We start from the raw sequence: 12,991 nt of genomic DNA on the forward strand, positions 1-12,991 counted from the left end.
CTTTGGCTTTTCCCGCCCGCCGATCCGGGGCAAGCTGGCGCGACCGAACCGGAGACCCCGCGATGCGCGCCCGCCTGATCCTGCCCCTTCTCCTCGCCCTCGCGCCCCTGCCGCTTGCCGCGGCCGAGGTCGGTCCGCCGATGACTGCCGAGGAGTTCGACGCCCGGACGCTCGGCAAGACGATCACCTATTCCGCCGGCGGGCAGGTCTATGGCATCGAGGAATACCGCCCCGGCCACAAGGTCGTCTGGGCCTTTGCCGAGGGCGAGTGCCACGAGGGCGACTGGTTCCAGCAGGGCGACCAGATCTGCTTCGACTATCACGACGACACGCCGTTGCAGTGCTGGACCTTCCACGACAGCCCGGACGGGCTCGTCGCCCGCTTCGAGGGGCGCGACGACGGCGAGCCGCTGATCTCGCTCAAGGAGAGCACGACCTCGCTGAACTGCCCCGGGCCGGATCTTGGGGTCTGATCCGCCCGGCCACGGCGCCCGGCGGCGCGGGCAGAGTGAGTATTTTTGCCAAGAAAAAGCCAGGGCGGCGCGCGCGATGCCCCGCCCCGACCTTGAGAACAGCCCGTTGCGCTTTTTCTTGGTCCAAATACTCATCCGACCGCCGTCACCGGCGCGGCGGGGTCAGAACAGGCTCCCCTGCTCCGGTGGCTCGTCCTTGCGCGCACGGCGCCGCGGTGTGGGGGCGACGGGGCCTGGCGCAGGGGCGCTGCCCTCGCCCGGATGGGCCGGCACACGGCCGTCGTGGAACTCGATCTCCAGCGTGGCCGCCGCGGCGGCCTCGGCCGCACGGGTGACGAGCGTCTCGCCCGTGCGCACCACCGCATAGCCGCGCTTCAACGTCTCGCGATACCCCAGCGTCTGGCGCATCCGGTCGAGCCGGTCGAGCCGCTCGGCCAGTGCCGCAAGACGCGCCTGCGGGGCGCGCGCGAGCCGGTCGCTCAGCCCTTCGAGCGTCGCGCGGTTGCGGGTGTTCGCCCGCTCTGCCTCGAGCCGGGTGCGGGCGAGCGCAGGCGCCAGACGCGCCGCCAGGGTTTCGAGCCGCCGCCCCTCCTGCGCGAGGTAGCGGCGCAGGATCGCCGGCGCGATCCGCGCCTCGAGCGGCGCAAAGCCTGCGCGTTTGCGCACCGTCACCATCCGCAGCGCCGGGGCGAGCCGGTCCGACATCAGGTCGAAGCGCTGCCGCGCCGGCGCGATCAGCGTCTCGGGCCGGCCAAGGGCGCGGGAGAGATCGCGCAGCCGCTGGCCGTGCCCCTCGACCCGGCCGCGCGCCGCGCGCGCCATCCGCGCCTCGGTCTCGGCGAGCCAGGTGGCAAGGTCGGCGCGCACCGGCACCGCGATCTCGGCCGCCGCGGTCGGGGTGGGTGCGCGGCGGTCGGCGGCGAAGTCGATCAGCGTGGTATCGGTCTCGTGCCCCACGGCCGAGATCAGCGGAATGCGGCTGGTGGCCGCCGCGCGCACCACCGCCTCTTCGTTGAAGCCCCACAGGTCTTCGAGCGAGCCGCCGCCACGGGCGACGATGATCAGGTCGGGGCGCGGGATCGCACCGCCCTCGGGCAGGGCGTTGAAGCCGCGGATCGCCGCCGCCACCTCGGGCGCGCAGGCCTGCCCCTGCACCGCCACCGGCCAGATCAGCACCCGGCGCGGGAAGCGGTCGCGCAGCCGGTGCAGGATGTCGCGGATCACCGCGCCCGAGGGCGAGGTGACGACGCCGATCACGCCCGGCAACCACGGCAGCGGTTTCTTGCGGTGTTCATCAAACAGGCCCTCGGCGGCGAGCGCCCGGCGCCGCGCCTCGAGCATCGCCATCAGCGCCCCCGCCCCGGCGGGTTCGACGTCATCGACGATGAGCTGGTATTTCGACTGGCCCGGGAAGGTGGTCATGCGGCCGGCGGCGATGACCTCCATCCCCTCCTCGGGGCGGATCTGCATCCGCGCGACCTGCCCCTTCCAGCTCACCGCGGCGATCACCGCGCTGGCGTCCTTGAGGTCGAAATACATGTGACCCGAGGACGGGCGGCTGACGCGGCCCACCTCGCCGCGCACGCGCACGCGGCCGAACTCGCCCTCGATCACGCGCTTCACCGCGCCCGAGATCTCGGAAACCGTGTATTCATGGGCATTGCCGCTGCCCGGGCTGTCGTCGAGAAGGTCCATCTGCGCCTTGCCTGATGTCAGGTCTGACCTTAGAAGGCCGGAAAGCGAAGGCCAAGGGGGTGCGCCGATGAACATTCTGATCCTGGGCGGCGGCGGCCGCGAACATGCCCTTGCCTGGGCGGTGAAGCAGAACCCGAAATGCGACCGGCTGATCGTCGCGCCGGGCAATGCAGGCATCGGCGCGATTGCCGAACTGGCCGCGATCGAGCCGACCGATGCGGCGGCAGTGCTGGCCTGCGTCGAGGAAAACGCCATCGATTTCGTCATCGTCGGCCCCGAGGCGCCGCTGGCCGCGGGCGTGGCGGATGCGCTGCGCGCGGCGGGCATCCTGACCTTCGGCCCCTCGGCCGCGGCGGCGAAGCTCGAGGCGTCAAAAGCCTTCACCAAGGAAGTCTGCGACGCCTGTGGCGCGCCGACCGCCGCCTGGGCGCGGTTCTCGGACGCGGCGGCCGCGAAGGACTATGTCCGCGCCCAGGGCGCGCCGATCGTGGTCAAGGCCGACGGGCTGGCCGCGGGCAAGGGCGTGATCGTGGCGATGACGCTCGACGAGGCGCTCGACGGCATCGACGAGATCTTCGGGGGCGCCTTCGGTGCGGCGGGTGCCGAGGTGGTGATCGAGGAATTCATGGCGGGCGAAGAGGCGAGCTTCTTCATCCTGTCAGACGGCACCGACGTGCTGCCCGTCGGCACCGCGCAGGATCACAAGCGCGTGGGCGATGGCGACACCGGGCCGAACACCGGCGGCATGGGCGCCTATTCCCCTGCCCCGGTGCTGACCACCGCGATCCAGGAACAGGTGCTGTCCGAGATCGTGCGCCCGACGATTGCCGAGATGGCAGCCCGCGGCACCCCGTTCCAGGGCGTGCTTTATGCCGGGCTGATGATCGAGAACGGCCGCGCCCGGCTCGTGGAATACAACGTCCGCTTCGGCGATCCGGAATGCCAGGTGCTGATGCTGCGGCTTGGCGCGCAGGCGCTCGATCTGCTCCTCGCCTGCGCCGAGGGGCGTCTGGCCGAGGTCGAGGCGCAATGGGCCGACGACCATGCGCTGACCGTGGTGATGGCGGCGAAGGGCTATCCCGGCGCCTATGTGAAGGGCAGCGAGATCCGCGGCCTCGCCGATCTGCCCGAGGACAGCGCGCGGATGGTCTTCCATGCCGGCACCGCGCTGAAGGATGGCAAGGTGCTGGCCACTGGCGGGCGGGTGCTGAACGTCACCGCCCGCGGCGCGACGCTGAAGGAGGCGCAGGAGCGCGCCTATGCGATGGTCGACCGGATCGACTGGCCCGAAGGCTTCTGCCGGCGCGACATCGGCTGGCGCGCGCTCTGAACCGAGACGCGAAGGGGGGCGCTGCCCCCCTGCCCCCCGGGATATTTGGGGCAATTGGAAGATCAGGGGCGCGTGAGCCGCGACGGCGGGGGCGCGCTCAGGGCCGCAGATAGGCCCAGCCGGCGCGTTGCAGCTCAATGAGACGCACCACGCCCGAGGGCACGATCCGCGCTGCGGGCAGAAGCACGGGGGCGGTTCCCTCGTCGCGGCTGATCCCGCGCAGGGTGTTCGCGCAGGCAGAGAAGCGCACGCCCCCGGCGGCAAGTTCGGCCACCCGGTCGGCCAGCGGCGAGAGATCGGCGCGCAGCAGCGCGAGCCCCGGCCCGTTCGCCACCAGCTCGACCGCGACCGCCTGCCCCGCCTGCGCGTAATGGGCGCAGAGGTTCGCCATGTTGTTCAGCGCCATCCGCATCCGCGCGGGGTCGGCCTCGTCGAGGTGGACCGCCACCTGCACCGTTTCGTCCATTCCGTCCTCCGGTCAGCGCCTTTCGGCGAAGAAGGCCTTGAGCAGGGCCTCGGCCGCACGCGCCCCGATGCCGTCATAGACCTCGGGGACATGGTGGCTTTGCGGATGCGCGAAGATCCGCGGACCCTGCGCGACGCCGCCCGATTTCGGATCGGCCGCGCCATAGTAGATCCGCGCGATCCGCGCCTGGCTCAGCGCCGAGGCGCACATCGGACAGGGTTCGAGCGTGACATAGAGGTCGTGGCCCGGCAGCCGCTCGGACCCCGCCGCGGCACAGGCCATGCGCAGCGCGAGGATTTCGGCATGCGCGGTCGGGTCGCTGAGTTCGCGGGTGCGGTTGCCGGCGCGGGCGACGACGCGCCCGCCCGGGGCGACGATCACCGCGCCCACCGGCACCTCGCCGCGGGCGGCGGCGGCGCGCGCCTCCTCGAGCGCGAGGTCCATGTAGGAGGTGAAGCTCATGCCCCTTCATCGCCGTGAAACCAGCCCCGCGCAAGATGCTTTGCAAGGGCCACGGAAAGGTGTAGAGCGCCGCCTTGGCCGCGGCTTCCGCGCCCCGTTTCCCGTTGAAGGACTGCTCCGATGACCGATACCCCCGAAACCCCCGCCGCGCCCCGCGGCGAAGCCGAACGCACCTCTTCCGAACGCATCGCCAAGGTGATCGCCCGTTCCGGCGTCGCCTCGCGCCGCGATGCCGAGAAGATGATCCTCGCCGGCCGCGTCACGGTGAACGGCAAGCCCGTCACCTCGCCCGCGCTTGATGTTGCCCCCACCGACAAGGTGGTCATCGACGGCAAGCCGATCGACGCGCCGCAGGAAACCCGGCTGTGGCTCTATTACAAGCCGCTTGGCCTCGTCACCACCGAGAAGGACGAACAGGGCCGGCGCACGATCTTCGACGAGCTGCCCGAGGGCATGCCGCGGGTGCTCAACGTCGGCCGGCTCGACCTCAACTCGGAAGGGCTGCTGCTGCTGACCAATGACGGTGGGCTGAAGCGGCGGCTCGAGCTGCCCGAGACCGCCTGGCTGCGCAAGTATCGCGTCCGCGTCAACGGCCGGCCGATGAACGACACCTTCGACCCGCTGCGCCGCGGCATCACCATCGAGGGCGAGGAATTCCTGCCGATGGAAGTGACGCTCGACCGCCAGCAGGGCGCGAACGCCTGGCTGACCGTGGGCATCCGCGAGGGCCGCAACCGCGAGATCCGCCGCGCCATGACCGAGATCGGGCTGACGGTGAACCGGCTGATCCGGGTCAGCTATGGCCCGTTCCGGCTGAACGAGATGCAGCCCGGCGACGTGGTCGAGGTGAAGCGCAAGACGCTGCGCGACCAGCTCGGCGACCGGCTGTTCTCGGGGGCCGAGGATGGCCGCCCGCCGCGCGCCGAACTGGTCGAACGCGCCCAGGCCCGTGCCAAGCGTCGCGATCGCGGCGACGGTGACGGCGACGAGCGCCGCCCGTTCGGCCCGCGCCGCGAGGACGGCGCCGAGAAGAAGGGCTTCGGCAAGCAGAGGGACTTTGCCCAGGGCGGCGCCCCGCGTGGCCCGCGCCCCGAGGGCGACAAGCCGTTCCGTCCCCGCGACGGGGAACGCGAGGGCTTCCGTCCGCGGCGCGACGGCGACGACCGCGGCCCGCGCCCCGAGGGCGGCAAGCGCCCCTTCGGACCGCGCTCGGGGGAAGAAGGCCGTGGCTTCAAGCCGCGCGGCGAGGGCTTCCGCTCGCATCGCGACGAGGAGGGCAAGTTCGGCCGCGGCCCGCGCCCGGCCCGTGACGAGGGCGAGAAGCGCCCCTATGCCGCCCGCTCGGGCGACGAGGGCCGCGGCGGCAAGCCCGGCTTCGGGGGCAAACCGCGCTCTTTCGGCGACAAGCCGCGCTCGGGCGACCGGCCGTCCTATGGCGACAAACCGCGCTCTTTCGGCGACAAGCCCCGCTCGGGTGACCGGCCGTCCTATGGCGACAAGCCGCGCTCCTACGGTGACAAGCCGCGCTCGGGTGACCGGCCGTCCTATGGCGACAAGCCGCGCTCCTACGGCGACAAGCCGCGCTCGGGTGACCGGCCGTCCTATGGCGACAAGCCCCGCTCCTACGGGGACAAGCCGCGCTCCGGCGACCGGCCGTCCTATGGCGACAAGCCGCGCTCCTTCGGCGACAAGCCGCGCTCGGATGACCGGCCGTCCTATGGCGACAAGCCGCGCTCCTACGGCGACAAGCCGCGGTCGGGCGACCGGCCGTCCTATGGCGACAAGCCGCGCTCCTTCGGCGACAAGCCGCGCTCGGGTGACCGGCCGTCCTATGGCGACAAGCCGCGCTCCTACGGCGACAAGCCGCGCTCGGGTGACCGGCCGTCCTATGGCGACAAGCCCCGCTTTGGTGGCAAGCCCGGTTTCGGCAAGCGTCCCGAGGGCGGCGAGGGCAAATCCTCGGGCTTCAAGTCGCATGGCTTCAAGAGCCAGGGCGGCAAGGGCAAGCCGCGCGCCGAGGGCTTCAAGAGCCATCGCGACGGCGGTGCCGGCAAGCCCTTCGGCCGCCCCGGCCCGAAGCGCGGCTGAGCGCGCAGGCACCATACCGATCAAAATGGGGGAAAGCCCGCGCGGCTTTTCCCCACCCCTGCCCTGCCGCTTGGCACTGGAAGCGGGGCGCGCGAATGCCTAATCTCTGACCGGGCGGGACCTTTCCCGCCGCCAAGACCCCGGGGGTTCCATGTCGCGCAAGACCGTGCAAACCATCGCCTTCTGGCTGCTCGTCGTGCTGACCTTCCTGGTCGCGCTGAAAGGGACGGTCTGAGATGGCGCAGCGTTTCGGCGGCAAGTACAGCCCGCAGCCAAAGACCGACGAAGGCTATCCGGGCGTCGCGCCCGACCGCGTGCCGCAGGCCCCTTCCGCCCCCCGTCATCCGCTGCTGCGTCGCCCGGTCTGGCTGATCGTCGCCGCCGCGCCACTGCTGCCGCGCGCCTTCGGCGACGGGCCCGAAGTTCTGGCCCGCAACCTTGCCGCCTTCGCGCTGATCGCCGGCGGCGCCTGGCTGATCCGCGAGGGCCTGCGCGCCGAGGCCGCCTGGCAGGCGCGCCGCGTTGCCCCCCGCCCCGCCCTGCCGCGCAAGGCGCTTGGCGCCGTCGTCGGCGGCATCGGTCTGGCACTGGCCGCCCTGGCCGCGGGAATCGCAGGCGCCGCGGTGATCGGCGTGATCGGCGCCGGGCTGGCGCTTCTGGCCTTCGGCCCCGACCCGATGCGCGACAAGGGCATGGAGGGCATCGACCCGTTCCAGCAGGACCGCGTCGCCCGTGTCGTCGCGGAGGGCGAAAAGCACCTCGCCGCGATGCGCGAGGCGATCGTGCGGGCACAGGACGCCCTGCTCAGCGCCCGGGTCGAGCGCTTTGCCGCCACCGCGCGCGAGCTGTTCCGCGCCGTCGAGGAGGACCCGGGCGATCTGGGCGCCGCGCGCCGCTACATGGGCATCTACCTTGAGGGGGCGCGCGACGCGACGGTCAAATTCGCCGACCTCTGGGCCGCCACCCGCGACGCGCAGGCGCGCCGCGACTACGAGGCGTTGCTCGGCGATCTCGAGGCGAATTTCACCGCCCGCACCCGCAGCCTGATCGCCGGCGGGCGCGAGGGGCTCGACATCGAGATCGAGGTGCTGCGCGAACGGCTGGCGCGCGAGGGGGTGACGGGCCCGTCGGTCACCGGGACCGCGAAGGACTGACCCCGAATCGGAAACGCAGCGTTTCGCCGACGCCGGGGGATTTCCACGCGCGGTCACGACCGGGTCACAAATCCGCCCCGCTTCGCCGCAATCCTGAGGCCTCTCAGACGGCCGAGGTCCCACCGATGCGCATGTTCCGCCCGATTTTTTTGTTGCGTACCGCGGCCCTTTTTTGCGCTGTTTTCCTGCTCACCCATGTCACCTCCGCGGCCGAGACGGTTTCCTTCGCCGATGCCGCGCAGTCTTTCCTGAAGACCGGGCTGTTCTTCATCGCCCTGCCCGCCGCCCTCGTCGCGATCGCGCTGCACCAGCCCACGCGCCGCGCGATCGTGCGCCTTGCCCCCCTTGCCGGGGAAGAGTTCGACCGGCTCGCGCGCTATCTGCGCACCCGGCTGCCGCGGCGCCGAGCGGCGCCGCAACCGGCGCCCGAGGACCCCGCCGAGCAGCTACCGATGCTGTTTGCGGCCACCAAGCATCGCCTCGACGCGCTGCACCGCTTCCTGCGCGACAGCGCCCCCGAACTGCTGCCGGCCTTCGCCGAATACGGCGCCGCGATGAACCGGCTGCAATCCGAGCTGGCCGCCCGCCCCGAGGCCCACGCGCTGGCCCGCCCGCATCTCACCCGCGGTCTCGACACGCTGGAAACCGCCACCGGGAAACTTTCGGTTGTCCTTGCCGGCGCGCCGGATGAATATGCGCTCGGCAGCTATTGCGATACGCTCGAACGACTGACGGGCGAGGCGCTGGCTTGCGTGTACGGGATTCGCACGGCCTGGCGTTCGGGCGAATCCGGGGTGTCACTGGCGGGCGAGTTGGGGCACAGCTGACCCCGCCCCCGCAAACCGGGGGTGTGTATGACCGAGACCGTGCGTGAGAAGGCCGCTCTGGCCGTGGCCGAAATCGAGACCGTGGCGCAGGCCGTGCTCGCCGATCCCGGCAAGGAGATGGTGGCGCTTGCTGCGGCCCCGGCCCCGGTGGCCGAGGAGATCCGCGCCCGCATGGCCGAGATCAACCTCGGCGACAGCAGCTCGATCATGTATTTCGGATCGCGGGCCCAGAACGACCTTCAGGCAGTCAGCCAGGAGATGCTGGCCGATGTGAAGAACAAGGACGTCGGCCCTGCAGGCGACAGCCTGAGCGCGATCGTCACCACCATCCGCGGCTTCTCCGTCTCTGAACTCGACGTGCGGCGCAAGCAGAGCTGGTGGGAGCGGCTGACCGGCCGCGCCGCGCCCTTCGCGCAGTTCCTGGCGCGCTACGAGGCAGTGCAGACCCAGATCGACCGGATCACCGACGAGCTCCTCAGCCACGAGACGAAGCTGCTCAAGGACGTGAAGGCGCTCGACCTGCTCTATGCGAAGACGCTCGGCTTCTATGACGAGCTCGCGCTTTTCATCGCCGCGGGCGAGGAGAAGCTGCGCGAGGTCGACGCGACGGTGATCCCGGCGAAGGAGGCCGAGGTCGCCGCCGCCCCCGAGGAGCAGAAGGTGCTGCGCGCGCAGGAGCTGCGCGACCTGCGCGCCGCGCGTGACGATCTTGAACGCCGCGTGCATGACCTGAAGCTGACGCGACAGGTGACGATGCAGTCGCTGCCCTCGATCCGGCTTGTGCAGGAAAACGACAAGTCGCTGGTGACGAAGATCAATTCGACCCTCGTCAACACCGTGCCGCTGTGGGAAACGCAGCTTGCCCAGGCGGTGACGATCCAGCGCTCGGCCGAGGCGGCGCGGGCGGTCAGGCAGGCCTCTGACCTGACCAACGAGCTGCTCACCGCGAATGCGAAGAACCTGCGTGAAGCGAATGCGGCCGTGCGCACCGAGATGGAGCGCGGCATCTTCGACATCGAGGCGGTGAAAGCGGCGAATGGCGAGCTGATCGCCACCATCGAGGACAGCCTGCGGATCGCCGACGAGGGCAAGCGCAAGCGTGCCGCGGCCGAGAAGGACCTCGGGGAAATGGAAACGCAGCTGCGCGAGACACTGTCCTCGGCGCGGGCGAAACCGACGGCGGACAAGAGCTGAGATGCGTCACCCCGAGGCCTGGACACTGCGCGCCGGCGGCGCGATGGCACTGTGCGCGGCACTCGCAGGCTGCCTGAACAGCCCTGCGCCCGCCGCGCGGCCGCCGGTGCTGGCCCCCGAAAGCACGCCCGCGCCCCAGCCTGCTCCCGGCCGCTGGGGCGAAGGCACGGTGGTGACACCGCAGTCCGACGAGAGCCGGGCGATGCACGCCTATTACGTCAAGGTCGAGAAGACGCTGAAAAGTCGCGGGCTGATGCGTCAGGACGTCGCCCCGCGCGATGCCCCCTTCGGCGCGCGCCGGCTGGTCGACGACTTCATCCACATCGCGCTTTACGACGAATACTCGCGGCGCGGCGGCGCCTTCGTCGCCAGCCAGGCGGAAAGCCGGCTGCGCCGCTGGGAAGAGCCGGTGCGGATGTCGGTCGAATACGGCGCCTCGGTGCCTCTCGCGCAACGCATCACCGATGACGCCTGGATCTCGGCCTATGCCGGTCAGCTCGCCCGGGCCAGCCACCACCCGGTGGGGGTGGTCCCCGCGGGCGGCAACTTCTCGGTGCTGGTGGTGAACGAGGACGAGCGCCGCGCCCTGGCGCCGCGGCTGCGCGCGCTGGTGCCCGGCATCGACGCGGCCTCGGTCTCGGCGATCACCGACCTCTCGCCCGCGACCTTCTGCGTGGTCTTCGCCTTCTCGGAAGGGGCGGCGCCGAACTATTCGCGCGCGGTGGCGGTGATCCGCGCCGAGCATCCGCGCGACCTGCGGCTCTCGTGCATCCACGAGGAGCTGTCGCAGGGCCTCGGCCTCGCCAATGACTATCCGCGCGCGCGGCCCTCGATCTTCAACGACGACGAGGAATTCGCGTTGCTCACCCGCCATGACGAGCTGCTGTTGCAGATCCTCTATGACCCGCGCCTGCGCCCCGGCATGACCGAGGCCGAGGCGCGGCCGATCGTCGAAATCATCGCATCCGAGCTGATGGGACCGGACGCCTGACCAAGGAGGGCCAGATGGGCATTCTCGACTTTCTCACCGGCGAATTCATCGACGTCATCGCCTGGACCGACGACACCCGCGACACCATGGTGTGGCGGTTCGAGCGCTATGACCACGCGATCAAGTATGGCGCCAAGCTGACCGTGCGCGAGGGCCAGGCCGCGGTCTTCGTGCACGAGGGCCAGATCGCCGATGTCTTCGCCCCCGGGCTCTATCAGCTCGAGACCAACAACATGCCGGTGCTGACCACGCTGCAGCACTGGGACCACGGCTTCAGCTCGCCGTTCAAGTCCGAGATCTATTTCGTCAACACCACCCGCTTCAACGACCTGAAATGGGGCACGAAGAACCCGGTGATCTGCCGCGATCCGGAATTCGGCCCGGTGCGGCTGCGCGCCTTCGGCACCTATTCGATGCGCGTCACCGACCCGGCGAAATTCATGGCCGAGATCGTCGGCACGGATGGCGAGTTCACCTCGGACGAGATCTCGTTCCAGATCCGCAACGTGATCGTGCAGGAATTCTCGCGCGCGGTGGCTGCCTCGTCGATCCCGGTGCTCGACATGGCGGCGAACACCGCCGATCTGGGCAAGCTGGTGGTGAAGGCGATCGAGCCGGTGGTGGCGAATTACGGCCTCTCGACGCCCGAGTTCTACATCGAGAACATCTCGCTGCCCGAGGCGGTCGAGGCGGCGCTCGACAAGCGCACCTCGATGGGGATCGTCGGCGATCTGAACAGGTACATGCAGTTCAACGCCGCCGAGGCGATGGCACAGCCGGGCTCAGGTGCGGCGGCCGGCATGGGCGCGGCCATCGGCGCGGGTCTCGGCGCCGGCATGGGCATGGCGATGGGGCAGACGATGGCGGGACAGACGATGGCGGGCCCCTGGGGCACGGTGCCCGCGGCGGCGCAGCCGATGGCCCAGCCCGCCGCGATGGCGCCGCCCCCGCCCCCGCCGGTCGAGAAGGTCTGGCACCTTGCGGTGAACGGCCAGACCCAGGGCCCCTACGGCCGCGGCCATCTGGGCCGGATGGTGAGCGAGGGCAGCTTCAGCCGTGACACGCTGGTCTGGACCCCCGGGCAGGACGGCTGGAAACCCGCGGGCGAGATCACCGAGCTTGCGCAGCTCTTCACCATCGCGCCGCCCCCGCCCCCGCCACCGGCACAGTGAGGCGTCGATGACCGCCCCGTTGCGGCAAGCGCAGGCCGAGCAGCACTTCCCCTGCGAGGCTTGCGGCGCGGACCTGCGCTTCGCCCCCGGGCAGGAACGGCTGGTGTGCGACCATTGCGGCCATGTCCAGGACATCCCCCGCGCCACCGGCCGCGGCGCCTCGGCGCTGCACGAGCTGCCGCTCGAGGCCGGGCTGCGCGCCGATCTGCCGATCGAGGAGCTCGAGGAGCACCGCACCCTTTCGTGCCCGAACTGCGGCGCCTCGATCGAGCTGACGGGCCCAGAACACGCCACGCAATGCCCGTTCTGCGCGACCCCGGTCGTCACCGACAGCGGCAGCAAGCGGCTGATCCGGCCGCAAGGGCTGATCCCGTTCCGCCTGACCGAGGCAGAGGCGCGCGCCGCCCTTGGTCGCTGGCTGGGCAGCCTGTGGTTCGCGCCCTCGGGCCTGGCGCAATACGCGCGGCGCGGGCGCAAGATGACCGGCATCTATGCGCCCTTCTGGACCTTCGACGCCGCCACCCGCACCCGCTACACCGGCGCGCGCGGCGATGCCTGGTATGAAACGCGGCAGGTCACGGTGATGGTCGACGGCCGCCCCGAGACCCGGACCGAGCAGATCCGCCACATCCGCTGGACCCCGGTCGCAGGCCAGGTCGCGCGCGATTTCGACGATGTGCTGATCTATGCCGCCCGCTCGCTGCCCGCGGGCCATGTCGACGGGCTCAGCCCCTGGGATCTGACCGGGCTCGTGCCCTACAGCCCCGACTACCTCGCCGGGCTCTCGGCCGAGGGCTATACCGTCGAGCTGATCGAGGGCCACCACCTCGCCCAGGCGGAGATGCTGCGGGTGATCCAGTCCGACGTGCGCCGCGACATCGGCGGCGACGAGCAGCGCATCGCCAGCCTCGACCCCAGCTTCTCGGCCGAGACCTTCAAGCATATCCTGCTGCCGGTCTGGACCGCAGCTTACAAGTTCCAGGGCCGGTCGTTCCGCTTCGTCGTCAACGCCCAGACCGGCGCGGTGCGCGGCGACCGGCCGTGGTCGGTGTGGAAGATCGCGATTGCGGTCGTTTTCGGGCTGATCGTGGCGGCGGGGCTGGCCTATCTCTATCAGAAGCAGAACGGCTGACGGGGAA

The 12,991-nt window shown here is 70.8% G+C and carries 12 protein-coding genes; 9 read left to right on the plus strand and 3 right to left on the minus strand.

Annotated features, from left to right (window positions below):
• The first annotated feature begins 62 nt into the window (after positions 1 to 62).
• Positions 63 to 473, plus strand: a complete 411-nt coding sequence (locus tag EOW65_RS12545; protein ID WP_128149920.1) for a hypothetical protein — start codon at positions 63 to 65, stop codon at positions 471 to 473.
• A gap of 162 nt (positions 474 to 635) precedes the next feature.
• On the opposite strand, the gene xseA is transcribed toward EOW65_RS12545, so the two are convergent.
• The gene (gene xseA, locus EOW65_RS12550; protein ID WP_128149922.1) at positions 636 to 2,168 is read right to left on the minus strand and encodes an exodeoxyribonuclease VII large subunit; all 1,533 of its coding nucleotides are present in this window, start codon (positions 2,166 to 2,168) and stop codon (positions 636 to 638) included.
• 67 nt (positions 2,169 to 2,235) lie between these two features.
• Here xseA and purD point away from each other — a divergent pair, with 67 nt between their 5' ends.
• A complete protein-coding gene (gene purD, locus EOW65_RS12555) occupies positions 2,236 to 3,498 on the plus strand; it encodes a phosphoribosylamine--glycine ligase (RefSeq protein ID WP_128149924.1) in 1,263 nt (420 codons plus the stop codon).
• 97 nt (positions 3,499 to 3,595) lie between these two features.
• Here purD and EOW65_RS12560 read toward each other — a convergent pair whose 3' ends face one another.
• Positions 3,596 to 3,964 carry a DsrE family protein gene (locus EOW65_RS12560; RefSeq protein ID WP_128149926.1) on the minus strand — a complete coding sequence of 123 codons (369 nt, stop codon included), beginning with the start codon at positions 3,962 to 3,964 and terminating at the stop codon, positions 3,596 to 3,598.
• Positions 3,965 to 3,976: 12 nt separating this feature from the next.
• Entirely contained in the window at positions 3,977 to 4,426 is a 450-nt protein-coding gene (locus EOW65_RS12565; RefSeq protein ID WP_128149928.1) for a nucleoside deaminase, read from the minus strand.
• A 120-nt stretch (positions 4,427 to 4,546) separates the two neighbouring features.
• On the opposite strand from EOW65_RS12565, the gene EOW65_RS12570 reads away from it, so the two are divergent.
• The 7 genes from EOW65_RS12570 to EOW65_RS12600 all read left to right on the plus strand — a co-directional run bounded on the left by EOW65_RS12570 (position 4,547) and on the right by EOW65_RS12600 (position 12,984).
• On the plus strand, positions 4,547 to 6,514 hold the full coding sequence (locus EOW65_RS12570; RefSeq protein ID WP_128149930.1) for a pseudouridine synthase: 1,968 nt from the start codon (positions 4,547 to 4,549) through the stop codon (positions 6,512 to 6,514).
• A gap of 236 nt (positions 6,515 to 6,750) precedes the next feature.
• The gene (locus tag EOW65_RS12575; protein ID WP_128149932.1) at positions 6,751 to 7,668 is read left to right on the plus strand and encodes a 5-bromo-4-chloroindolyl phosphate hydrolysis family protein; all 918 of its coding nucleotides are present in this window, start codon (positions 6,751 to 6,753) and stop codon (positions 7,666 to 7,668) included.
• 152 nt (positions 7,669 to 7,820) lie between these two features.
• Positions 7,821 to 8,495, plus strand: coding sequence for a hypothetical protein (locus EOW65_RS12580; RefSeq protein WP_164880090.1), 675 nt, complete (start codon positions 7,821 to 7,823; stop codon positions 8,493 to 8,495).
• A gap of 27 nt (positions 8,496 to 8,522) precedes the next feature.
• Complete coding sequence (locus EOW65_RS12585; protein WP_128149935.1) at positions 8,523 to 9,689, plus strand: toxic anion resistance protein; 1,167 nt, start codon at positions 8,523 to 8,525, stop codon at positions 9,687 to 9,689.
• Position 9,690: 1 nt separating this feature from the next.
• The gene (locus tag EOW65_RS12590) at positions 9,691 to 10,680 is read left to right on the plus strand and encodes a DUF2927 domain-containing protein (protein WP_164880091.1); all 990 of its coding nucleotides are present in this window, start codon (positions 9,691 to 9,693) and stop codon (positions 10,678 to 10,680) included.
• A 14-nt stretch (positions 10,681 to 10,694) separates the two neighbouring features.
• Positions 10,695 to 11,852: an SPFH domain-containing protein gene (locus EOW65_RS12595; RefSeq protein WP_128149937.1), complete on the plus strand. Its 1,158-nt coding sequence runs from the start codon at positions 10,695 to 10,697 to the stop codon at positions 11,850 to 11,852.
• A gap of 7 nt (positions 11,853 to 11,859) precedes the next feature.
• Positions 11,860 to 12,984 (plus strand): zinc ribbon domain-containing protein, encoded by a 1,125-nt coding sequence (locus tag EOW65_RS12600; RefSeq protein ID WP_128149939.1) that lies wholly within the window; start codon positions 11,860 to 11,862, stop codon positions 12,982 to 12,984.
• Positions 12,985 to 12,991: the final 7 nt, after the last annotated feature.

It is taken from the genome of Paenirhodobacter ferrireducens, from assembly GCF_004022265.1.
Taxonomy (GTDB): domain Bacteria; phylum Pseudomonadota; class Alphaproteobacteria; order Rhodobacterales; family Rhodobacteraceae; genus Rhodobacter; species Rhodobacter ferrireducens.